This is a genomic window from Elusimicrobiota bacterium (assembly GCA_016180815.1).
Taxonomy (GTDB): Bacteria; Elusimicrobiota; Elusimicrobia; order JACQPE01; family JACQPE01; genus JACPAN01.
Genome location: JACPAN010000012.1, coordinates 31,673 through 55,509, shown reverse-complemented (window position 1 = coordinate 55,509; position 23,837 = coordinate 31,673). Strand labels below are relative to the sequence as shown.

The following is a 23,837-nucleotide window of genomic DNA, read 5'->3' as shown; positions in this document are numbered from 1 at the left end:
TCGGCATCAACCGCTTTCTCAGTTATCTTGAACTTGGCGCAGCCAGTTTAAGCTGCTTTGAATAGCCGCTTTTTCATTGATATCGGAAGCCGCGCTTTTCAAAACGAAATTATGATCCCCGAATAACGTATGTACGGTCACGCGAGAGCCCAAATCCTTGAGCGCTTCATGAATTTGATTGATATCACAATAGGGATCATTGACGGAAATAACAACATGCGCCTTTTTCGTTGAAGCAAAAACGGGCTGGTAAGTTTTACGGAACGTCCGCTCGGCGTCGCAATTGGGCGTCAACAGCAGCAAGGCCCTGGCCTTTTGTTCGGGACCCAGCATGGCGACCTTAGTCCCAAAACTTTTCGCGGCTAAGACAACACGGCCGGCGTCAACCTTGGATTCCTTGCGGAAATGCTCGATCACAGCATCGAGTTCTTTGGCCTCGGCCGATAAATCGGCGGATGGCTCCGACTTTTTGGGAATATACCCCCAATTAAACCGGACAACGTAATAACCCAGACCGGCCGCCCCATGAGCCAGCTCTTCGAAAATTTTTCCTTCCATGGTGTATTGCTTAGCCGGAGCAATCACCAATAAAGGAAAGGGGCCTTTGCCTTTAGGTCGGCTGACCGCGGTCTCGATAGGTCCGGCTGCAGTTTGAATCGTCTCTTTTTTGCAGGCTAAACACGGCCAAGCCGCCATCAGCAAAAATAATAACGAGACGGCCCGGCGTTTCATCAATGCGAATGAGGGCGATAAATGAAAGAAACAACGGCGCCCAGGATCAAGCATTCAACAACGGCCGCCGCAGCCCAGGAACAGGCTAATCCGCAAGAAACAGGATAAACAAAATAATTAATCAGGGCCGAATGAACGCCGGTTAAAAGTCCGGCCATCAGCCCATAGCGCAAACCTTGCGGCAAGGGAGGTTTGGCCTCCTCGTATCCCTTGGTATAAATCCAGGCGAAGACCAGGCCGAACAAGGCATGAGCCAAGAGCATGGCCGGCATCCGCGAATTCATTGTTTCCGGCGTATTCCAAATCGAAGCGAATTCAGGTTTCTGATAAGTCGGACTCAGAATGAGATGATGAACAACAAACTCCATCGCCGTCACCAAAACCACCGAAGTTCCGGCCGCGATCCCGTATTTCTTGCAATCTTTAGAACACATGTTTCCTCCTTTTATGCCTGTTATGATTGAATGGTTTGCGGCTGTGGGCGCGGCGGCAGAATATGGATGGCTTGGCCCAAGGCCGCTTCGCAGGCTTCATGGAAGGCTTCCGGCAGCGTCGGGTGAGGATGAATGGTTGAAGCCACATCGTCAAGCGTAGCCCCCAAACGCACGGCCAAGGCCGCCTCGCTGATTAAATCCGAGGCTTCGGGACCGACGATGCCCGCCCCTAGAACCTTTTTGCTGTTCTTGTCGGCCACGACTTTAACGAAGCCATCCGGTTCGCCCGCGGCCAGGGCGCGGCCTGAAGCCGCGAATGGAAACTTGCCGACCAAAACAGAAAGCCCCTGCTCTTTGGCCTGACGCTCGGTCAATCCCACCACAGCCAACTCAGGGTCCGTGAATACGGCCCAGGGCACGGCGCCGATCGAATGAAACGGGCCGCCGGCAATCGCTTGAGCCGCGGCCAAAGCCTGGGCTGAAGAGCGATGGGCCAACAGCGGCCCCGGCGTCACATCCCCGATCGCATAAATGCCCGGCGCGCTTGTTTCACCCTGCTCATTGACTTGAATAAATCCCTTGGAATCGACATTGACGCCGGCCGCGTCAAGCCCCAAGCTTTGGCTATTGGGCTTGCGGCCCACGCAAAGCAAAATTTTCTCGGCCATCAGCTCAATCTCGCCATGAGTGGTTTTAAGCGTAACCGCAGCCTCCGCTCCCTTGTCCTGGAAACCAACGGCCTGAGTCTCGATATAAGTTTTGACGCCCAATTTCTCCAGCGACCGGACCACGGGAATGACAAATTCAGGATCAATGCCGGGCAACAATTGATTCATCAGCTCAACCACGGTCACGGCAACGCCCAGTTTGGCGTAATAAGTGCCGATTTCAAGACCGATGACCCCGCCGCCGATCACCACAAGACTCTTAGGCAAAACTTTCAGTTCAAGCGCTTCCTTGGAGCCGATCACGCGGTTGCCGTCCACGGCAAAGCCCGGAATCTCCATTGGGCGCGACCCTGTGGCGATCACGGCTTTTTCAAAAGCGATTTTGTCGCTCCCCTGGGCTGTTGTAACGGTCGCTTGACGAGGACCGGTAAAGACCGCTTCCCCCATGAACAGTTGAACGCCGTTGCCTTTCAATAATCCCTGAATGCCGCGATTTAAACCGCCGATCAAATTGCCTTTCCAGGCCTGAAGTTTCTCCAAATTAACAGAGAGGCCCTGAGTCTCAATCCCAAAATTGCCTTTTTTGATTTTATGGACTAAATTTCCGGCGGCGATCAGGGCTTTTGAGGGAATGCAGCCGTAATTCAGGCACTCCCCGCCGAGCTTGTCTTTGTCGGCCAGGAGGACTTTTTTGCCTAATTGGGCGAGCCTGATCGCGCCCACATAACCGCCGGGACCGGCGCCGATGACCAAAACTTCCGTTTGAATCACTTAAAGAGACGCCGGGGCTTCGAGCTTTTTAATCAACGCCGTCATGAACCGGGCGGCCTCAGCCCCGTCTAAAACACGATGATCGAACGACAAGCAAAGGTTCATCATGTCCCTGACCGCAATCTGGCCGTCCTTAACCGCGGGACGCTTGGCCATTTTCATCACGCCCAAAATAGCGGCTTCGGGATAATTGATGACGGGGGTCGCCATTAATCCGCCGATCGGGCCGACATTGGTGATGGTAAACGTGCCGCCCTGAAGATCAGAGACTTCAAGCTGCCCGGCTTTCGCTTTCTTGATCAGCGCATCGAGCTCTTTGGCGATTTGAATGACATTTTTTTTGTCGCAGTCTTTCATCACCGGCGTAAACAAGCCTTTCTCCGTATCAACGGCCACGCCGATCGAATAGTATTTCTTCAAAACGATTTCCTGCTTCGCTTCATCAAGCGATGCGTTCAAATACGGAAACTCCTTAAGGCCGGCCGCGACGGCTTTGACGATGTAGGGAAGATACGTCAGCTTAACGCCCTGCTGCTCGGCCGTCGCCTTGGTTTGTTCCCTCAAGGCGACAAGTTCGGTCATATCCGCTTCATCCACATGAGTCACATGCGCGGCCGTGCGCTTGGAGTGAATCATGCGCTCCGCGGTTTTACGGCGAATGCCCAAAAAAGGCACGCGCTCTTCAGGGCCGAAAGCGGCTGTCGCCATCTGAGGCTGGACTTTGGGGCCGGCGGCTTGGCGGACATCTTCTTCGGTGATGCGGCCCTGACTGCCGGTGCCGCGAATCAACACCAAATCAACGCCCAGGTCCTTGGCTAATTTTCTGACGGCCGGGGTGGCCGACACTTCACCGGTCCCGGAAACGCCCGCCATCACGCGGGAGGGCTCCGCCGCAGGGCCCGGCGCGGCCGTGGCATGATCCTTAACGCCGTTGCCGGCGCCTTGATAAGTCTCCCCTTCTTGGCCGAACACAACGATGGTCTGGCCGACTTTGATCTTGTCTCCGGGCTTGGCTAATATTTTGAGAACTTTTCCGGCCCGAGGGCAGGTGATTTCAACCGTGGCTTTGTCCGTTAAAACGTCGACTAAATGCTGCTCCGATTGGACGGCGTCGCCTTCCTTAACGTACCATTGGACGATTTCCCCTTCATGAAGGCCCTCGCCGACGTCAGGAAGCTTGAATTCTAAAATTGCAGCGTCTCCTTGACGCCACGGACAACGCGATCCGCATCCGGGACATAATATTTCTCAAGCCGAAATAAAGGCATCCGCGCATCCCAGCCTGAAACTCTTTTGACCGGCGCTTGGAGTTTCAAAAGCGCGCGCTCATGAATCAAGGCCGAAATTTCCGAAGCCACCGAACAGGTCTTGGGCGATTCCTGAGCGATCACCGCGCGCCCGGTTTTAGCGACCGATGACAAGATGGCTTCCAGATCAAGCGGCGCGATGGTTCTCAAATCAATAACCTCCGCTTCCACGCCCTCGACGGAAAGCTTTTTGGCGGCTTCAAGACAGGTATGCACCATGGCTCCCCAAGAAATAAGGGTGACGTCCTTGCCTTCTTTAGCCACTCTGGCCTTGCCGATGGGCACCTCATAAGGCTGATCGGGAACGTCCTCTTTGAGGGCGCGGTAAATTCTCTTCGGCTCAAAGTAAATGACCGGGTCCGGGTCTTTGATGGCCGCGATGATCAAGCCTTTGGCGTCTTTGGGCGTCGCCGGCGCCACGACTTTGATGCCGGGCGTATGCATGAAATAAGATTCCGGGGACTCCGAATGATGCTCGGGCGCATGGACCAAACCGCCGTGCGGAGCGCGGATGACCATGGGCACCGTATGCCGGCCGCGGCTGCGGTTTCTTAACCGGCCCATATGACAAATCACCTGGTCCATGACCGCGGGCAAAAACCCCTCAAACTGAATTTCACAGACCGGCCGCAGCCCATATACCGCCATGCCGACCGAAGCGCCCACGATGCCGAGTTCCGCCAGCGGGGTATCGAGCACGCGCTCGGGGCCGAAACGCTTCTGCAGCCCTTCGGTCACACGGAAAACCCCGCCGTTTAAGCCCACGTCCTCGCCCAATAAAACAACTTTGTCGTCGGCCTCCATAGCCTGGGCCAAACCCTGATTGATGGCTTGAACGAGATTAAGCTCGGCCATTTACGGAAACCGCCCTTCCCCGTGGGCCACCACCGGGGCTTGGCGCTCCTTTTTGACTTTTAGGATTTCCTCAAGCTCGCGGCGCTGCTCCTCGACGTGCGGTGGATTCTGCGCATAAGTATTGGTGAATATATCCATCGGGTTGGACTCAGGGTAATTTTCATATTCTTCGATGGCGGCCTGGACCTGGCGCTCGGCCTCCTTGAAGAAACGAATATCCGTGTCCTCGTCCAAGACGCCTTTGCTCAAAAGATATTTCTTAAAACGCGTGACCGGGTCCTTGGCTTTCCAGGCCTCGGTCTCTTCTTTGGAACGGTAGCGCGAAGCGTCGTCCGCGGTGGTATGATCGCCGAGGCGATAAGTCTCCGCCTCGATCAGGGTCGCGCCGTCGCCCTTGCGGCCGCGCTCGACGGCATCCGCCACCGCCTTGTAGACGGCCAGAACATCATTGCCGTCCACTTGAATCCCATGCACTTTGTACCCGATGGCTTTTTGAGCGATGGTTTCAGAAGCCGTCTGCATTTTTCTGGGAACCGAGATGGCCCATTGATTATTTTCAACCAAATAAATGGCGGGTAATTTCCAAACCCCGCAAAAATTCAGCGCCTCATGAAGATCGCCCTTGGAGCTGGCTCCGTCCCCTAAATAAGTCAAAACCACGGAGGGATCTTTCCTCAACTTGGCGGCCAACGCCAGCCCCGCGGCCTGGGTTAAATGGCTGCCCACCGGGATAGAAAAAATCATGTCGTTTTGTCCTTCGGGAAAACTCACCCCCCGGTCATCGCCGCCCCAATAAAGGAGGGAATTAACCAAAGGCATGCCCCGGGCAAAATAGGAGCCTTGGCCGCGATAAGTGGGGATCAGCCAATCCTTTTTTTGAAGACAAAAGGCCGGAACCACCTGCGTGGCTTCCTGCCCGATAATCTGGGGGTAGGTGCCCAAGCGCCCCTGGCGCTGAAGCTTAAAAGCCTTCTCATCGAAGACGCGGCACAACACCATCATCCGGTAAATGTCGAGCAGCTTGTCCTTGGCGATGGCCGGGGCCAAGGACTCGTCCGCCCGGCCGTCAAGGCCGAGTATCTCCAGGCGTTCGATTTTGAATTCGGCTAATGTTTTAATCGGCACTGTTCTTCTTTAAATACCCTTCCAAAAAAAACTCCGCCGCTTTGTACGACGATCGCACAAACGGACCGGAGGCCACGTACAGGAAGCCCATATTTTCGGCTTTTTTCTTCAACTCGTCAAATCGCTCAGGAGGAACATATTCCAGAACCGGCAAATGGCGGCCGCCGCCGGTGGGCCGCAGGTATTGGCCCAAGGTCAAAATTTCGACGCCGGTCGCGCGCAAGTCGGCAAAGCATTCCAACAGTTCATCCTCGGTTTCCCCCAACCCCAGCATCAAAGACGATTTGGTGACGATCGCTGAATCCATGGACTTGATGGCTTTCAAAACGTCCAATGACTGCTCATAACCGGCCCGCCTGTCCCTAACCGGATGAGTCAGGCGCCGGACGGTTTCCAGGTTATGGGCCAAGACATCGGCGCCCGCCTCAACCACGGTCTTGAGACAATCGCGGTCCCCTCGAAAATCAGGAATCAAAAATTCAAGCAGCATAGCCGGCGCCGAGGCTTTGACTTCGCGGATGCACCGGGCAATATGGCCCGCGCCTTGATCCGGCAAATCATCCCGGCAAACTGAAGTCAGCACCGCGTAATTCAAACCCATGCGCCCCAGCGCCTGAGCCAAATGGCTCGGCTCATCAGGATCGAGCGACGCGGGCCGGGCCAGGCTTTCCACCGAACAAAAACGGCAGCCGCGCGTGCAGGCGTCTCCCATCACCATAAAGGTGGCGGTTCCCCCGCTCCAGCATTCGGAAACATTGGGGCAACGCGCCTCTTCGCAAACGCTGTTGAGATTGAATTCCGCCATCAAATTCTTAAGACGGACATAATTTTCCCCGGAGGGCGGCTTCACTCGAAGCCAGGGAGGAAACGGAGCGCGCGTCGTCACAGCCATCATGATTTCATTGATTCTACCTAAATCCTAAAATACACTTGTGGCGACACAGATGCTGCCCGATGCGACGAAAATCGCCCGCAGTCCCCAAGACCGGGAATTTATCCTGAGGCTGCGCTCGGCTCTCGAGCAACACCTGCCCAAACTCAATGAGTACGACCGCAAAGAAAATTTCCCCTGGGACGTGGTCAAAGCCCTGGCGCCCTTGGGCGCCTGGGGCATGATTTTCCCCAAAAAATACGACGGGCTTGGACTTTCCCACGGCGTTTACGTCGAAGCCCTGGAGGAATTCGGCCGCATCGATTCCGCGCTGGCCTTGACCGCGGAATCGCACAATTCCCTTTGCGGCAACACCATTTTAACGTTCGGCAATGAGGCCCAGAAAACAAAGTACCTGCCCAAAATGGCTCAAGGCATGATGGGCGCCTGGGCCTTGACCGAACCCGAGGCCGGATCGGACGCCAAAAGCATCAAAACAAGGGCCGAATTTAAAAACGGGCGATGGGTTTTAAACGGCTCCAAAACATTCACCACGCAGGGCAGCGTAGCCGGCGTTTATGTCATCTTTGCGGTAACGCAAGCGGGAGCCGGGGATCAAGGTATTTCCGCGTTCGTCGCCGAACCGGCGCCCGGCCTAACCGTGGGCAAAGTCGAAAAGAAAATGGGCTTGCGCGCCTCGGATACGGCCCAACTTCATTTGGTCGATTTAAAACTTCCCAAGGAAAGCCTTTTGGGGGCCGAAGGCCGGGGCTTTCAAATCGCCATGAAAATTTTAGACGCGGGACGCGTGGCGATTTCAGGGGTCTCCCTGGGCATGGCGCGCGGCGCCATCGAGTGGGCCATCGAGGAAATCAAAAAACAAGAAAACAAACAAAAGCCGCGCAGCCTCAGGCAGCGATGGCTTAAGCCCAACGCCGGGTTGACCGGGGAACAAAAAATTCTGGCGCGCTATGCGGCGCGGCTGCACGCCGTGCGGTTTTTGACTCATTATGCCGCGAACCTGATCGACCAAAAAAAACGCTTCGCTTTTTACGCGTCCTTGGCCAAGCTGCTCTCCGGCGAACTGGCCATGCAGGCGGCCACGGATTGCCTGGACCTCTTCGGCGAAGCAGCCGCGCGCTTCGACAATCATGTGGCCAAAATTTTCAGAGACGGCAAGCTCTATCAAATCGGCGAAGGCACCAGCGAAATCCAGGCCATGATCATTTCCAGGCACTTAATGAGCAACCCGGATTTGCTCCTGAAGCCTGGCAACCCCTAATTTGGAAGTCTCGCACGAGAACCCACAGTCCCGACAAGCCGCCCAAAGCCTGGTCTTCGCCTCCGGCCTGACCTTCGGCTATTTCATCATCGAGCTGGCGGGCGGCTTCATGACCGGCAGTTTGGCCTTGGTGGCCGACGCCTCTCATATGGCCGGAGATTTCCTTTCTCTTTTATTCGCTTGGTTCGCCAGCGTTCTCGCCCGGCGATCCACCAATCTGATTAAAACCTACGGCTACCACCGCGTGGAGGTTCTCGCCGGGTTGGTCAATGCCATGGGTCTTTGGGTTGTTTCAGGCATGATTTTAATGAACGCCTTTAAACGCTTAGCCAACCCTCCCCCCGTTGAAGCCGGCCCCATGATGCTGATCGCTTTCTTCGGTTTGGCCGTCAACATCGCCTGCGCCCTGCTCTTAAAAAAGGACTCCCAAAAAAATCTCAACGTCCGGGGCGCCTACATTCATGTCCTTTCCGATCTATTGGGTTCCATCGGCGCTCTCGTGGGCGCAGCCGTCATGAAATGGACCGGCAATTACCTGGCCGATCCGATCGTCAGCGGTTTCGTCTGCCTGCTCATCATTGCCAGCTCCTTGAAGTTGATGCTCAATTCGCTCAATATTCTTCTTGAGGGGGTGCCCCCGCATCTCGATATTGAGGCAATCCGCCGGGAACTGCGCGCGATCGACGGCGTCCACGACATCCACGATTTGCATGTTTGGAGCTTGGGCGCGGGCATGGACATGCTTTCCGGCCGTCTCGTTTTAGAATCCGGAGCCGCTGCGAAGAGTTTCGGCATCCTCGATGCGGCCGGGCGGCGCATGCAGGAACGCTTCGGCATCAGCCATGCCACCTTGCAGCCGGAAATCGTAAAAAGTAAAAATTAAAATATTGCGCGAATACGCTATTGAAATAGCGGCGTTGCGCTTGTACACTTAACTGCGATTGATAAATATTCGAATGTTGGGAGGGTGTTTATGTCGATCATTCGAGCGTTAGTAATTTCTCTGGCGGCGGCGCCGGTTGTCGCCCAGGCGCAGCCCGCGTCCAAAGGAATTTTAGTCAACGGAAAATTAATCGATAAGGCCGTGATCGAACGCCAGCTCTGGCAGCAGCACGGCAATAACATCGCCCAACAGCTTGTCGACAGCGAACTTTTACGCCAGGAAGCGCAAGCGCTCAAGATCAAAGCCAACTCCAAAGAAATCAACGCCCGCATCGCCAAGCTCAAGGAGCAGGTCGGCCCGAATTTCGAGGCCCAGCTCAAGAATTCCGGCACCACGATGGAAGCCCTGCGCTCGCAAATCGCAGACAGCCTAATGGTCGAAGGACTGCTGAAAAAAGTCAAAGGCCTGGATGTGACTGAGAAGGAAATCAAAGACGCTTACGAAACGAATCGGGACCGCTTGGGAACGCCCGAGCGCATCCGCCTGCGCCATATCCTTGTCGCCAACCGGCAGACGGCGGATGATACGATGATCGCGCTCAAAGCCGGCGCCGATTTCGGCAAATTGGCGCAAGCCAGGTCCATGGACCAGGCCACCGGCCAGAAAAACGGCGAACTCGGGCTTTTTTCGCCGGGCATGCTCACGCCTGAAATCGAAAAAGCGGTTTTTGGACTCAAGCCCGGAGAAATCAGCGAAGTGGTGCAAACCCAGATGGGTTTTCATATCCTGCAGGTCACGGAAAAACTTCCGGCCAAGCCGGCCCAGTTCAAGGACATCAAGGAAAATTTACGCGGCGCGCTTTTGCAGCAAAAAATAAGCCAAGTTTTGCCCGCTTATCTTGAGGAATTGCGCGCCAAAGCCAAGGTTGAAGTCAACCTTTAAACTTTAAAAAAATAGCCGGCGAGAGGACTCGAACCCCCAACCTTCGCTTTACAAAAGCGCTGCTCTACCATTGAGCTACACCGGCCCTCTTGCCACATTTTCCCATACAAGCCCCATGATTTCACCCTTTCTCAGCCCTCTTGGTCCGCTCACGACCAATCCTTGCCGATTAACTCCGCCTGCTCCAAAACGGTTTTAACGGCCTTCTCCTGCTTGTCGGGCGGATAGCCATGCTTATTCAAAAGCCTCTTAATCAGTCGCCGTAGATTAGCCCGGACGCTTTCCTTCACCGTCCAATCAATTGTTGTGTTTTGCCGCACGATTTGGACCAGATCGCGCGCGATGGCTTGGAGGGTTTTATCTCCCAACTCTTTAACCGCGCTATCGTTGACCTCTAGGGCGTCGTAGAAAGCCAGTTCATCTTCGCCTAAACCCATCTTTTCGCCTCTGCGATGCGCTTCCCGCATTTCTTTGGCCAGCCGGATCATCGCCTCGATTACCTGCGCCGCCTCAATCGTACGGTTGTGATACTCCCGGACGGATTTTTCCAGCATTTCGGCAAAAGAACGGGATTGAACTAAAAATTTCCGCTCGCGCAATTTAATCTCTTGGCTTAAAAGTTTTTTCAAAAGTTCCAACGCCAAGTTTTTGTAAGGCATCCCCCGGATTTCTTCCAAAAATTCATCAGATAAAATCGAAATATCCGGCTTTTTAAGCCCCGTCGCTTTGAAAATATCCACCACGCCGTCGGATGAAATCGCTTTGGACACGATTTGCTGGATAGCGGATTCGACCTCTAGGCGGTCCTTTTTCACATCCGGCCCATCGGCGCCCGCGCTTTTAGCCAGAGCCGCCCGGATCGCTTGGAAGAACGCGATCTCTTCCCTCAAAGCCAGCGCTTTCTCATGCGGCACCGCCAAAGCAAACGCCTGGGATAGCTGGGTCACAACCGCCATAAACCGTTCCTTGCCGTCCTTAACCTTGAGCACATGCTCCATGGACTCGGCCATCACCTGCAAACGCCTCTGCGGCGCGCCTTTAAAGAATTCGGAGTAATTAAACCCATGAAACATGCTTTTGAGCACTTCATATTTCTCAAACAAAGCTGTGACCGCCACCTCTTGGTCAATACCGGCCTTCTCGCGGTCTTTATTGGAATAATCCGCCAAAGCTTTCTTAAGCTCCTGGGCGATTCCCAAATAATCCACCACCAATCCACCCGGCTTGTCTTTGAATACCCGGTTAACGCGGGCAATGGCCTGCATCAGCCCGTGCCCCCGCATGGGTTTGTCTAAATACATGGTGTGCAAGCAGGGCACATCAAAACCCGTCAGCCACATGTCCCGCACAATGACCAACTTAATGGGAGAAGCGGGTTTTTTAAACGTATCCCCAATAGCGCGCCGCCGTTCTTTATTGCGGATATGCTCCTGCCAGTCCACAGGGTCCGCCGGCGCGCCCGTCATGACCACTTTGATAAATCCTTGATCGTCCTCCGAGTTGTGCCACTGGGGCCTCAACTTCATGATAGCCTGATAAAGTTGCACGCAAATTCTGCGGCTCATGCAGACGATGAGCCCTTTGCCCTCCATGGCCTCCAAGCGTCTCTCGAAATGATTCACAATATCTTGGGCCACAAGCTCGATGCGCCGTTTGGAGCCCACCAAAGCCTCCAGGCGCGACCACTTGGTTTGAAGCCTGCGTCTTTCGGGCTCTTCCTCACCCTCTGTTACTTCCTCGAATTCGGGATCGATCCTGGGTTTTTCCTCTTCCTTGAGCCCCAGCTTGGCTAAACGGGCTTCATAGTAAATCGGAACTGTCGCCTTATCTTCGATGGAACGGTGAATGTCATAAACATCAATGTAATTGCCAAAAACCGCGGTGGTGTTCCGGTCCGTTTTTGCGATGGGCGTAGCCGTAAACCCAATAAAGGAAGCGCCGGGCAAAGCATCCCGCATGTGTTTGGCGAAGCCGTCAATAAAATCATACTGGCTTCGGTGCGCTTCATCCGCGATGACGACAATATTGCGCCGCGCTGAAAGCGAAGGGAATTTATCGCCTTTTTCTTCAGGAAAAAATTTCTGGATGGTGGTAAACACCACCCCGCCGGAGGCTACTTTTAACAACTCTTGCAATCGCTCGCGGTTTTCCGCCTGAACCGGCGTTTGGCGCAAGACTTCACCGCAACCTGAAAAAGTGTCAAAAAGTTGATTGTCCAAATCATTGCGATCCGTCAAAACAACCAGAGTTGGATTTTTCATTTCCGGGTGCTGGGCGATTTTGCCCGCGTAGAAAACCATGGTCAAACTTTTTCCCGAACCCTGCGTATGCCAGACAATGCCCACCCGCCGGTCCCCACGCGTGGCGGCCAAGGTGCTCTCCACCGCTTTCTCCACGGCATGAAATTGGTGGTAGCCCGCGATTTTTTTGGCAACGCCCCCTGGAGTTTCCTCAAAGACCACGAAATGGCGGACAATATCTAAAAATCGCCGTTTATCGAACACGCCCTTAAGCAAAACCTCAAGCTGGGGAAGCCCCGTAGGAGCCAAATCTTTGCCATCCACCGTGCGCCAGGGCATAAAGCGGTCCCAATCGGAGGTGACGCTTCCCATCCGTGCTTCAATGCCGTCTGAAATAATCAACGCCTCGTTGTAAGTAAAAAGCGATGTGATCTGCGCCTTGTAAGTTTGGAGTTGATTAAAGGCATTGCGGATGGTGGCGTTTTCATCGGCCGGATTTTTAAGCTCGATAACGCCCAGGGGCAGGCCATTGATAAAAATCACCACATCCGGCCTGCGGTCATGGCGGTTTTCAATCACGGTGAATTGATTGACCGCGAGCCAGTCGTTGTTATCTAAATTCTCAAAATCGGCCAGCCAAACCTGATCATGCACCGTGCGCCCCTCGGCCTGATATTCCACCGGCACGCCATCGGTCAAAAACTTATGAAACCGCCGGTTATTTTCCGTAAGGCTAGGATGCTCCGTGCGTAAAACCTTACGCACCGCCTCTTCCCGCGCCTCTTCAGGAATCTCGGAATTAATTTTCCCAATAGCCTCCCGCAACCGCCCCTCTAAAACAATCTGCTCAAACTCCGTCCGCTCCGCCCTGGGTTCTTCCGGCGCAATCTCCGGCCCAAACCGCACCTCATACCCAAGCCCCCTCAGCCATTCCAGCGCGGCTTCTTCAGCAGTGGATTCGGAAAAATTTTGGCGCATCAGAATTTATACGCAATTAGATTAACCATTAAAATCTTTGGCAAACTCTCGAATATCTTTGTATTTAAATAATTCGCCAAGTGGCCCCAGTGCTGGCGAAAATAGCCGAGAAAATTTTTCTTTAACAGTTTCGCTCGGATCAGCCAGATAGAGTTGCTTCAAGTAATTCCTTCTACTCCTAGCCGCTCTTGACCGGATTACTTCTGCAAATAATGCCTGAGCAAGTAGATCCGTTTCTGGAAGCGAATAACCCAGGATGACGATTGATTTACAATTTTGGAGTTTACCACCAGCCATGCGCCAAAATGTGCTGTATGGCTGCCTTTCGATTCCTTCTTTCTTCCAACCTGGTGGCAAAATAGCGATATTTTCTATACCAGGCTTGTTATTTCGATTTCTGCGAACAACATATGGTCGATCTTTGAGTCTAATTTGCTGGTTGTTATAAAGACGCCAGTTCAAACTGCCATGTAGCTTGAGCAAGGAAATGGAGCTTTCGGTTATTGTTTCAGCCTCAGACTCTTTACGTGACTTGAGCCAGTTGCGACACCATCCCCGAGTTCCTCCATGCACCTTAACTCCATAGCCATCCGTGGGTTGCCAAAGAGATGATTGAGCAAACGATTCCTCTATCACCAAATCATAATTGAATGTGACGATAGTATCGCCAGCAGTAAGGTGCTTTAAAATATCTCGATGGATGCTACTTGCCTTGGGACTGAAGGAGGGACCCTCTGTGTCACAAGCAGTGTGTATATAAACACGACGGATCAGCTCCTCCAGCTCCATGCGTCTTCTACCCCACCGCATCGGCTGATTAGGCGGCTTAACAAATCGGCCAATCACCTCCCGCGTTTCGATATCTCTATAGTAGCGCTCGAGACTAATCCCTCGGGTTTCTCCGTACAAATCCCAGACAGAATTTAATACTTGCCTGGCCAGTGAATCTGTCCCGTGGCCCTGCAATTGGCCAGCAATGTCAAAAAAATCTCTATCGATAGGCGGCGAGAACTTTGAATCCTCAAACGCTCCACGGGTAGCCCCCGCACCAAAAATGAAGACTGCTGGACGTATTATCTCCATAAAATAAATTTAACCAATCGCCAAATTCCTTGAAAAATAGGCGCGGATATCAATCCTCCGAGAATAGCCCCAACAATCGTCAAAACCAGCTGCCACCGGCGCTCTGCTTTTTCTTTTGTAGACTGAGCCAGCCAGTTTTGTAAATGCTCTTTGGCTTCCAATTCGAGAGTTTCGGCTTTTTTCTCCAAGTCATTCAGCGGAATATATTGGCTGGTATGTTTGTGGGGGGCATTGCGCAAAAATAGGATTTCCTCTTTTATTGCAGATGAGTGATGCGCTAAAAAACCTTCAGTTTTTAACTTGGAGCCTCCGCGTTCCCAGGCATTTTTCGCTAATTCCAGCCACTTAGCATGAAAGGTATCGAGCGTCCTATACGCCACCTTCTGAGCCACTACGATGACTTTTCCTCCTCCTGGAGTTCCGACTTGTGCGTTTATCTTTTGAATTTCCTGGTAAATATCTTCGGGAACTTGATGTTTATGCGTCTCAATAAAATTTTCCCACCTTTCCTGAAAAATACTATCCATAACTACGCTCTTTCGGCAGCCTTTTCTATTCCCATAGGTTTTACTTCGCCGGACAAAAGTTTAGGCAACAGCGCATTGCGAGTAGCAGCGAGGGCGTGGGATTCATGCTCAGATGAATCCATCCTTTTGTACAGTTCATTCACAACTGAATGAAAGCTCTCGAGGATAGCTGTCGGCGGTAATAAAACGGGCTGTAATTTCAGATCGGTTTGTGTCAGGAGGGGTTGAGTTGAGCCCCTGTTCAAAGAATTGAAGTCAATGCGCTTTAAATGAAGAAATAGGTATTCAAGCGCGTACAGATTGTTTGCCTTCAGGAAAAGCGTATTATCGGAAGGCCAACACGGTGAGGTGATTCTAAAAACAGACCCGAGCGTCCCGACCCGACCAGTCAGAAGAACTGGATAATTTATCAGAGCTTCTGGCACGAATGCCATCGGTCCATTACCACCCCAGAGAGGCACGCGAGCTTCTTCCGAAACTTCGGGATACCTGACGTCCGGCCTCTTCCCGCTGGATACATCAGCGAGGTCTTGAGTGGCTCCAACGCTCCATCCTGCCGGAACTTTACCCAATTCAGAGTCCTGGAAAGAATCAGGGAACAAATCGGCGATTTCTTTGGGGAGGCCGTGGTCGCGGCCTTTGGATTTGGCGTGGACGGGGTCGAAGTCTATGAACCAGGATTTGAAAATCGCCTGGGCCATGGCCTCCAGCGTCTCATTCATCCGCCGGTTCAACTCAATCTTGTCATCCAGCGTACCCAGAATGTGGGCAATGGCGCGTTGTTCAGTTAACGGCGGAAGTGGGATTGGGACTTCAGCGATATCCTCAGGCAAAACTGCAGGATAGGCAGCCCCCTTCTCCACTGAGACAAGGTAATCGGTGAATCTTTTGTGAAAGACGCAAGCATACAGGTACCGAGGGTCAATTTTTTCTGGCTTGGGTCGAAGAACTGCAAAGCCAGTGGAGACAACCCAGTCGTCCTCAGGCTTTGAAACGAAGAACATGGACCGTCTGTTTGGTCGCACAGTGGAAAGGACGGTGTCTCCCTGTCGCACGATCCGCTTTGCGCGACTTGGAGCATTCGAGAGAGGAACCTGTTCGGGTGGTTCAAGAATCATGCCTTCACCGACTGAAGATATATCGATATAGCGGATATGGGTAAAGGGCCAAGCTTTATCTACGACATCAGGGTTGATTTCCACGACATCCCCTAGAGATGCTTCACGCCAGTCACCCGACATGCCCTGGCCTTTGATCTCACGCTCAGGCTCCTGGAACACGACATATTCTTTTTTAATGTTGCGGTGGAAGTTTTCAGGGAGATCGTTCCAGGCGAGCAAATCTACGCGAAATGGCAGGGAGCTTGATTCGAAGGCTTCTTTGAGGGCGCTGAATTGGCCGGCGTGTTCCGGTTTAGTGAAAGCGACCAGATCAAAATCTGAATTGGGGCGCGCGGTCCATTTCACCCTTGAGCCGTAAGCCCAGACGAGGACTTGGGGGAGGTGTTGGCGCAAAAGGGCAAGGATGGTTTTACGCTGCTCTGGAGTAATGTCTATGGCGGGGCTCACTCCCATGTTTTGCCGGTGAGGGTTTGGTAAAGGCCGATGGCGTCATCTATAAAAGGCGCCATTATTTCGAGGCAAGCGTCGGCTTTTTCCTCACTGTAATCATGGGCGGTGTCAACGCGGATATCGGAGTATTTCAGCCATTGCTCAAGCCGGGAATCTAAAAGTTGGTTTTCATCGGCAAGCCGGAAGACCGGCTTAGGACTGTTCGGCGCTTCGGGCAGGCCCAGTTCTTCGATCAGGTGGCGCTTGAGGTGTTTCCAGAGAGTGTCGTAGCAAGTTTCAAATCGCTGAATAACGGACTCCTTGAGCGCTTGGCGGTCTAAATCGTTGAAAGCTCCGCCTTCGTGGGGGCTTTGGTAGTTTTCAAACTGTAACTCAAGCTGTTTGAGAGATTTTTGAAATTTTTCGTAATCAATCATGGCCATACCCCAATTTTTTTAAATTTTCTTTTATGGCTGATTCCAATTTGGCGGATTCGGCGAATTGGCCTTTGAGTTCGGCGGTTAAGCGTTTCATCTTTTGTTCAAAGGGTTCGCCGTCATCTTCGGCTTCCTCCGCGCCGACATAGCGGCCGGGGGTGAGCACATAATCGTGCTTTTTGATTTCCTCCAACGCGGCGCTTTTGCAAAAGCCGGGGACGTCTTTATATTGGCCTGGATTCCCGCCTTCGCGGGAATGACGGGCATTGCCGCGCCAGGCGTGGTAGACGCCGGCTATTTGGGCGATTTCTTCATCCTTGAGATCGCGGTGAACGCGATCCACCAAAAAACCCATTTTGCGGGCGTCAATGAAAAGAGTTTGGCCGCGCCGGTCGCGGAATTTTCCGTTTTTCTTATCGCGCGCGATAAACCAGAGGCAGACCGGAATGGCGGTGGAGTAAAAAAGCTGGCCGGGCAGGGCGATCATGCAGTCCACCAAGTCGGCCTCGATTATTTTTTTGCGAATTTCGCCCTCCCCTGAAGTGTTGGAGGACATGCTTCCATTCGCCAAAACGAATCCGGCCAGGCCCCCGGGGGCCAGATGGTGAATGAAATGCTGAACCCAGGCGAAGTTGGCGTTGTTGACCGGGGGAGCGCCGAATTTCCAGCGCACATCATCGCGCAGGCGCTCCCCGCCCCAATCGCTCATGTTAAAGGGCGGATTGGCGAGAATAAAATCAGCTTTCAGATCAGGATGCTGGTCCCGATGAAAGCTGTCCGCATTCTCCACTCCTAGATTCGCTTCAATGCCGCGAATAGCCAAATTCATTTTGGCCAGCTTCCAGGTGGTGGGGTTGGACTCCTGTCCAAAGACGGAGATGTCTTTCAGCCCGCCCCCGTGAGCTTCGACAAATTTTTCGCTTTGCACAAACATGCCGCCGGAGCCACAGCAGGGGTCGTAAACCCGGCCTTTGTACGGAGTGATCATCTCAACTAAAATTTTGACCACCGATTGAGGGGTATAGAATTGCCCGCCTTTTTTGCCCTCGGCGCTGGCGAATCGAGAAAGAAAATATTCATAAACCCGGCCCAAAATATCTTTGGAACGATTTTCTTGATAGCCCATGCCGATTTTGCCGATAAGATCGATTACTTCGCCCAATAGGCGCTTATCGAGCTCGGGGCGCGCGTAACTTTTGGGCAAAACGCCTTTAAGAGACCGGTTGTCTTTTTCGATGGCCACCATGGCGTCATCTATCAGCTTGCCGATGACGGGTTGCTTGGCGCTGTCTTGAATGTGACGCCAGCGGGCCGTTTTGGGTACCCAGAAAATATTTTCGGCCCGGTATTCGTCCGGGTCTTCGGGGTTTCCAAAGCCCTTGTTTCCGTCTCGGACATGGGCTTCTTTCTCTTTGATTAAAAATTGATGCCGCTCATCAAAAGCATCGGAAATATATTTGAGAAAAATGAGGCCCAGGACAACGTGTTTGTATTCAGCGGCGTCCATATGGCCGCGAAGCTTATCCGCCGCCGCCCAAAGAGCCGGTTCAAAGCTTAAACCGGCGCCATTTGAATCCGTTTTTTCCTTAAATTTAGCGCGAGCCATACAGGAAAGATTCTACCAACCCAGAACTCTAAAACATATTGGTGGAACGTCCTTGGGGTCAAGACTCAACTTGATACTTCTTGGTAGAGGGGGTCCAGAATTTATTCCGCGTATCGGGCTCGGCTGACGGAATCCCCGTGGGTGGGGCGTTGAACGATTCATTTAGCGCTTCAATGAGGCCAGTTGCCGGGCCTCATCCTTGTGGCCGACGTCATTTAACAGCTTAGCCACGCGCTCACGCAACATCCCGTCGTCCGTGATGTCATAAATCAAAATGGAATACGCGATCAAGGCTTCGGGCCGGCGGTCCCTCAAAAAATCAAAGACGCCTTTGCGGGAATAATAAGTGCTTTGGAAATTCGTGACGGACACGGCCAAATAAAGCCTTTTTTCCGTCAGCGCCGGCGATGCGTCCGCTGTCCGGGCGACATTGCCGACCGCGCCGACGGGGACATGGCGGATGCCGTAGGCGCCGGGATCGCCGCTGCCGAAATAAGAAAGATAAATAGCCCCGGCGCCCCGGTCCTTCAGCCATCGCGCCAGGGCCGCCAGCCCCTGACCCCAGTCAACGCTCGAATCGGTGAAATAACGATGGGCTTTCGACGGACCTCCGGCCAATTCGTTGAAATACGAAAGAAAATACGGAGAGCATCTCGCCGTTGAAACCAACCCCGCCAGAACAAGAACAACGGCAACCGCCTGAATCTTGCGGGTTCTCGAAAGCAACTCCTTAAGCCCGGCCCCGGCCAATACCACGATGAAAGGATACGCGGGGAGAATGTAGCGATGGCCGATCTGAATCTTGGAAACGGACGTCACGAAAAAAAACGCCACGGGCATCAAAAGACAGGCGATCAAATACCCGTTGTCCTTGGCGCGCGCGAGGGCGCCCCGGCGCAACAGATTCCGGCCGAGGATGACGGCGCCTGCGACGGCCAAGACCAAGTGGCTGATATTGGTTTTCAGCAGCAGCAGCGCCGGATAGTACAACAGCCATCCCGTCGGGGAATAGTCGCCGAAGAAAAAGCTCCCGCGCCCGGCATCGAGCCGCCGCAGCGTCGCCGTCAAGCCCTCTTGATAAAAATGCCAATCAATCCCTTGATAAACAAGCGTAAACATGGCGGCGAACGACGCCGCGGCCAGCGCCGCGCCTCGAAAATGTTTCGTCGACAACCGCTTGCGGACAAGCCACAACAAGAGCAACGCTACGGGGAAAAAAAGAAGATTCGTGTATTTCGTCAAACTTAAAGCGGCCGATGAGACGCCCAATAAAAAAGAAACCTTGGCCGAAGGACGATCCGCCCAGATCAACGTCAACAGCGTAGAAGCCGTCAGCAGCGCGGCCGAAGGGAAATCTTTGGTGGCCAAAGCCGCATGGGCCAGAAGGTTGGGTTCGATGCAAAGCAACCCAACGGCGTAAACTCCCGAGCCCGGCCGGCAACGTTCGGCGAAAATAAACAGGCTGACGGCGAGCACTGGGAAAAAAACCAGACAGCCGCTCCACCGGCCGGCCGCCGTAATGAGGTCATGGGGGATAGAACTGCCGTAGATCAGGCGATCGGCGACCTCGTAAATCAGATGATCGAGATAAGCCCGGCCGGCCGGATCAAAAACAAGCGGGTGCGAACGCCCGGCCATCGACAACCAAGCGGCGGAGACCATTTCCGCCAACGGCGGATGGTCGAATCCCTGAAAGTGATAATCCTTACGGCTTAGGGCCGCATAGCCGCCGGCAATTTGCACCGGCTCGTCATAAGTTAGGGAGAGGCCGTTGATGGCGCGGCTTGTCCACCATAGGAAAAGAGCCGCCGAAGCGGCGACAACGACCCGAGTTAAATCGTTCCTACCCCCACCAATTTTTGGCCCAAGATTTGTTCCACCAGGAACGCACCGGAACCAATGTCGTCGTCTGCCAGCCGGGCTTTTGAAAATCAAGCACATGATTCCAAACCTCGTTCCAATTCTTCCCCCCGACCCAGGTCACCCAATCCCAATCGCCGGGAACGGAGGCGGAGGAGACGGCCCATTTCCAGTTCGTCGTCTTTTTCCATGAGCCGTTTAGCTTGTTGTCGCGCCATAGAACCCAGGCCCCGGCGGGCCAATCCCACCACCAACTGCCGTTTTTATGGCCATGATGCACCCAATGCGAAGACGAGGACTCGATCCAATTTTCCTTTCTCATTTTGGCGACCAGATCGTAGACGCCGTCCCATGAGTAAGCGTCCACCCAAGCGATCACATCCCAATCGCCGGTCACGACCCAAGCGCCGATGGCTTCGTCGCATTGCTGAAACGATTTCCAGACTTTCTCAGCCATGCCGGGCTTTGCTTTCATCAAAACGTACGCGCTGCGGTTTGTCCACTCCAAGGCAATATCCTCCTTAACAGAGTTTCGGATTAAAAATTCTTTTTTAGTTTATCAAAAGGATCGGGCTAAATAATGATTTAGAACTCGCCGGAAACGTTCAGGCCGCCTTGACTGCGGCAGCCGCTGGCATTGATGGCCAGCCGATGCACGCCGATTGCGGGAATATGCCGCAAGCCGTAGCTGACGCCCGCGCACCAGGGATTGGCCGGATCATCGAAACGCCCGCTGCCGATAACGCCGAGTCGCCCGATCTCAGGCGATACCTCCGCGCCCGCGCTGACGCGATACATGGTCCAATCGCCGCTTAAGCCCAATTGCGCGCCTGAGAGAACGGGCAGGTCAAAACCCAAATAATCGCCGAACGCCGTGCGCGAATCGCCGACATGAATACCGTCTCCGGAGAGTTGATTCAAGATTCGATCGCCGTCGAAACCGTCGGATGATTCCGGTTCGGAAGCGGCCGCGCGCAAGGCCGCATCTTGCGAAAGATCAGCGGTCAGACGATACGGCATCTGCCAAGACCTCAGCCACAAGGTGTAAACATGGCTCGATGAAAAATCAGCGGGCGAACCTTCGGGAAACGGCATCTCGCCGTCATCGGCTTGAGGATACGGTGGGCTCCCGGCATTCCTATACAGCGGCTTGCGGGGGCTCGGGGAAACCGCAGACTCATCTTCGGTATTTTCCAAGGCTTCGATAGGAACGGGCTTTTCAGAATGCCCGCGTTTTTCAGAGGCGGCTTCAAAGGTGCGGACGGAATCTTGGGCTAAACGCCCGGCATCCTCGGACGGCTCATCGGCCCAAGCCGTCAATGCCGGAAAGAAAAAAACGGCAAACAGGAATGTTCGCATTCATCTTAGGGTAACAGGGTCCCGGCGCGAATGCCAGGACTGCGGCTTTAGCCGGCGATGGCCGCGACGCCGGGCAAGGTTTTCCCTTCCAAAAATTCAAGCGTGGCGCCGCCGCCGGTGGACACATGAGAAAAGCTTCCTTCTGGAACGCCGGCCTTGCTGACGGCGTGGATGGTGTCGCCGCCGCCTAAAACCGTCAACGCTCCCGCTTTCGTGCGCTCGGCGATCAACCGGGCCAAGGCCGAACTGCCCCGGTCAAAAGGCGGCACCTCGATGACGCCCACCGGCCCGTTCCAAAAAATAGTTTTTGCGTTATTAATTTCCCGGCTGAAAACATCCAACGTTTTCGGTCCGACGTCCAAACCCTCCCAGCCTGAGGGAACGCCGGGATTTTCCGTAACCTTGGCTCCCTGGGGCCGGTCCAGGCCTTGGGCGATCCAATGGTCTTTCCTTAAAACGATGCGGCTGGAGCCGTTCTGGCGGGCCAGCAGCTCTTTAACCCGAGGCACCCATTTTTCCTCAACCGGCGAATTGCCCACTTCATGCCCCTGAGATTTCAAAAACGTGTACGCCAGAGCTCCGCCGATTAAAATTTTATCCACGCCCCGGTTGAGCAAATTTTCAATGGCGCCGATTTTATCCGAAACCTTGACGCCGCCTAAGAGCACCACAAAAGGCTTGGACGGATTGGTCAACAAAGCACCCAAAGTGTCGAGCTCTTTAGCGACCAAGAATCCGAACGCGCGCTTGGCCATCAGTCGGGGCAAAGCATCGGTCGACGCATGGGCCCGGTGAAGCGCGCCGAAGGCCTCCTGAACGAACACTTCGCCTAATTGAGCCAGGCCCCGAGCCAGATCAGCGTCGTTTTTCTCCTCGCCCGCGTGAAACCGAAGATTTTCCAAAACCAAAATTTCGCCGGGCTGCAATGTTTTCGCCCGCTCGGCAAGCTCAGGCGACGGGTAAGGTTTGTCCCAAAGCGAGCATGCCGTGACCGGCAATTTCTCACGCCGGAGAATTTGGTTCAACTCATCAACAACCGGACGCAGCGAATACTTGGGCTCCCAACCATTGGGGCGGCCCAGGTGGGAACAGATGATGACCGAGGCCTTTTTTTCCAAAAGCCATTTAAGCGTGGGCAGTGTGGCGTCAATCCTCTTTGGTTCGGCCACGCGGCCGGCGTCTAAAGCCACGTTATAGTCGACGCGCAGCAAAACGCGTTGACCGGCGATGATGTTGAGTTCTTGAAGCCTCATGAACCGGCGACGACGCCGCGCACCCTGGTCATGAAATCATCCGGATTGGAGGCCGCGGCCCGGCATTCATCAAGCTCCGCCCAGCCGTTGTTGTAGACCTCGAGCAGGCTCTGCAGGAAACTTTGCATCCCGTAATGGCCGCCCTGCTCGACGGCCTTGGGGATCTCCGAGATTTTATTGTCGGCGATCAATTTGCGCACGAAGGCCGTGCCCACCAAAACCTCGGACGCGGGCAGGCGCCCCCCCTCTTTCTTGCGGATGAGCCGCAAAGCGATGGCGCCGCGCAAAAGCTCGGCCAAACGCACGCGAAGCTGCGACTGTTCATGGGGCGGGAATAAATCAATGATGCGCGAAACCGTCTGCACCGCGTCCACGGTGTGCATGGTTGACATCACCAAATGCCCGGTCTCTGCCGCTTGAAGCGCCAAACGAACCGTTTCCAAATCCCGCAATTCCCCGATCATGATCATATCCGGGTCCTGACGCAGCGCATAGCGCAGAGCCGCCGGAAAATCGCGGAAATCTTCGCTCAATTCTCTCTGGCTGATCAGCGACTTTTTCGAGGTGTGGACGAATTCGATCGGGTCTTCAAGGCAGACGATGTGCTCAGCCATGTTCCGGTTGACATGATCGATCATGGCGGCCAAGGTCGTCGATTTCCCGGAGCCGGTGGGACCCGTCACCAGGATCAAACCGCGGTGTTCCTCCGCTAATTTGAGAACGGAGGGAGGCAATCGCAAGGACTCAAACGGCGGAATCTGGCTCGGGATCATCCTCAACGTGACCGCCGACAGGCCGCGCTCCAAATAAAAACTGCCCCTGAAACGCGCGCCTAGATCCCTTCGCTCGATCGAAAATTCAGCCGTCCCCTCTTTTTCAAGCGTTTCACGCTTGCGCTCGGTCAGCAAGGGATAAATTTCTTTTTTGATGGCGGCTTCATCCATCGCCGCGAAGCCGTCCAAGCGCACAATGCCGCCGTCCAAGCGCACGTGCGGAGAAAGGCCGGACTTGATATGAAGATCGCTGCCTTTCTTTTCGACGATTTTTTTAAGAAGGTCGTCGAGGAGAGCCACT

The 23,837-nt window shown here is 54.0% G+C and carries 21 protein-coding genes and 1 tRNA gene; 3 read left to right on the top strand and 19 right to left on the bottom strand.

All coding sequences use genetic code 11. The features are described 5' to 3' along the window. Positions 1-18 precede the first annotated feature (18 nt). The 7 genes from HYT79_06785 to lipA are packed head-to-tail and all read right to left on the bottom strand — an operon-like array spanning position 19 to position 6,787. Positions 19-696 (bottom strand): alpha/beta hydrolase, encoded by a 678-nt coding sequence (locus HYT79_06785; protein ID MBI2070293.1) that lies wholly within the window; start codon positions 694-696, stop codon positions 19-21. 35 nt (positions 697-731) lie between these two features. Beyond that, on the bottom strand, positions 732-1,166 hold the full coding sequence (locus HYT79_06780) for a hypothetical protein (protein ID MBI2070292.1): 435 nt from the start codon (positions 1,164-1,166) through the stop codon (positions 732-734). Between the two features lie 20 nt (positions 1,167-1,186). Then, entirely contained in the window at positions 1,187-2,605 is a 1,419-nt protein-coding gene (lpdA, locus tag HYT79_06775; GenBank protein MBI2070291.1) for a dihydrolipoyl dehydrogenase, read from the bottom strand. Then, positions 2,606-3,796, bottom strand: coding sequence for a 2-oxo acid dehydrogenase subunit E2 (locus HYT79_06770; protein ID MBI2070290.1), 1,191 nt, complete (start codon positions 3,794-3,796; stop codon positions 2,606-2,608). Further along, complete coding sequence (locus HYT79_06765) at positions 3,790-4,767, bottom strand: alpha-ketoacid dehydrogenase subunit beta (GenBank protein ID MBI2070289.1); 978 nt, start codon at positions 4,765-4,767, stop codon at positions 3,790-3,792. Before HYT79_06765 ends, HYT79_06770 begins: the two co-directional genes overlap by 7 nt. Continuing rightward, positions 4,768-5,892, bottom strand: a complete 1,125-nt coding sequence (gene pdhA, locus HYT79_06760) for a pyruvate dehydrogenase (acetyl-transferring) E1 component subunit alpha (GenBank protein MBI2070288.1) — start codon at positions 5,890-5,892, stop codon at positions 4,768-4,770. Continuing rightward, positions 5,882-6,787, bottom strand: coding sequence for a lipoyl synthase (lipA, locus tag HYT79_06755; GenBank protein MBI2070287.1), 906 nt, complete (start codon positions 6,785-6,787; stop codon positions 5,882-5,884). The genes pdhA and lipA overlap by 11 nt, the downstream gene beginning before the upstream one ends. 37 nt (positions 6,788-6,824) lie before the next feature. On the opposite strand from lipA, the gene HYT79_06750 reads away from it, so the two are divergent. The 3 genes from HYT79_06750 (at position 6,825) to HYT79_06740 (ending at position 9,870) form a co-directional block, all read left to right on the top strand. Continuing rightward, positions 6,825-8,045 carry an acyl-CoA dehydrogenase family protein gene (locus HYT79_06750; protein MBI2070286.1) on the top strand — a complete coding sequence of 407 codons (1,221 nt, stop codon included), beginning with the start codon at positions 6,825-6,827 and terminating at the stop codon, positions 8,043-8,045. A 1-nt stretch (position 8,046) separates the two neighbouring features. Beyond that, entirely contained in the window at positions 8,047-8,928 is an 882-nt protein-coding gene (locus HYT79_06745; GenBank protein MBI2070285.1) for a cation transporter, read from the top strand. 90 nt (positions 8,929-9,018) lie between these two features. Beyond that, the gene (locus HYT79_06740; GenBank protein ID MBI2070284.1) at positions 9,019-9,870 is read left to right on the top strand and encodes a peptidyl-prolyl cis-trans isomerase; all 852 of its coding nucleotides are present in this window, start codon (positions 9,019-9,021) and stop codon (positions 9,868-9,870) included. 13 nt (positions 9,871-9,883) lie between these two features. On the opposite strand, the gene HYT79_06735 is transcribed toward HYT79_06740, so the two are convergent. The 12 genes from HYT79_06735 to HYT79_06680 form a co-directional block, all read right to left on the bottom strand. Continuing rightward, positions 9,884-9,955, bottom strand: a tRNA-Thr gene (locus tag HYT79_06735). A 64-nt stretch (positions 9,956-10,019) separates the two neighbouring features. After that, the gene (locus HYT79_06730) at positions 10,020-13,088 is read right to left on the bottom strand and encodes a type I restriction endonuclease subunit R (protein MBI2070283.1); all 3,069 of its coding nucleotides are present in this window, start codon (positions 13,086-13,088) and stop codon (positions 10,020-10,022) included. Positions 13,089-13,109: 21 nt separating this feature from the next. Continuing rightward, entirely contained in the window at positions 13,110-14,171 is a 1,062-nt protein-coding gene (locus HYT79_06725) for an SIR2 family protein (GenBank protein ID MBI2070282.1), read from the bottom strand. Next, positions 14,162-14,698: a hypothetical protein gene (locus HYT79_06720; protein ID MBI2070281.1), complete on the bottom strand. Its 537-nt coding sequence runs from the start codon at positions 14,696-14,698 to the stop codon at positions 14,162-14,164. The genes HYT79_06725 and HYT79_06720 overlap by 10 nt, the downstream gene beginning before the upstream one ends. Before the next feature lie 2 nt (positions 14,699-14,700). Then, positions 14,701-16,266, bottom strand: coding sequence for a restriction endonuclease subunit S (locus HYT79_06715; protein ID MBI2070280.1), 1,566 nt, complete (start codon positions 16,264-16,266; stop codon positions 14,701-14,703). Next, the gene (locus HYT79_06710) at positions 16,263-16,685 is read right to left on the bottom strand and encodes a nucleotidyltransferase substrate binding protein (GenBank protein MBI2070279.1); all 423 of its coding nucleotides are present in this window, start codon (positions 16,683-16,685) and stop codon (positions 16,263-16,265) included. The genes HYT79_06715 and HYT79_06710 overlap by 4 nt, the downstream gene beginning before the upstream one ends. Next, on the bottom strand, positions 16,678-18,291 hold the full coding sequence (locus tag HYT79_06705) for an SAM-dependent DNA methyltransferase (GenBank protein MBI2070278.1): 1,614 nt from the start codon (positions 18,289-18,291) through the stop codon (positions 16,678-16,680). The genes HYT79_06710 and HYT79_06705 overlap by 8 nt, the downstream gene beginning before the upstream one ends. 162 nt (positions 18,292-18,453) lie before the next feature. Next, a complete protein-coding gene (locus HYT79_06700) occupies positions 18,454-20,034 on the bottom strand; it encodes a glycosyltransferase family 39 protein (protein ID MBI2070277.1) in 1,581 nt (526 codons plus the stop codon). A gap of 100 nt (positions 20,035-20,134) precedes the next feature. Continuing rightward, positions 20,135-20,659, bottom strand: a complete 525-nt coding sequence (locus tag HYT79_06695) for a hypothetical protein (GenBank protein ID MBI2070276.1) — start codon at positions 20,657-20,659, stop codon at positions 20,135-20,137. 77 nt (positions 20,660-20,736) lie between these two features. Beyond that, positions 20,737-21,510: a hypothetical protein gene (locus HYT79_06690; GenBank protein ID MBI2070275.1), complete on the bottom strand. Its 774-nt coding sequence runs from the start codon at positions 21,508-21,510 to the stop codon at positions 20,737-20,739. Between the two features lie 47 nt (positions 21,511-21,557). Continuing rightward, complete coding sequence (locus tag HYT79_06685) at positions 21,558-22,763, bottom strand: phosphoglycerate kinase (GenBank protein MBI2070274.1); 1,206 nt, start codon at positions 22,761-22,763, stop codon at positions 21,558-21,560. Further along, positions 22,760-23,836: a PilT/PilU family type 4a pilus ATPase gene (locus HYT79_06680; GenBank protein MBI2070273.1), complete on the bottom strand. Its 1,077-nt coding sequence runs from the start codon at positions 23,834-23,836 to the stop codon at positions 22,760-22,762. Before HYT79_06680 ends, HYT79_06685 begins: the two co-directional genes overlap by 4 nt. Position 23,837 lies beyond the last annotated feature (1 nt).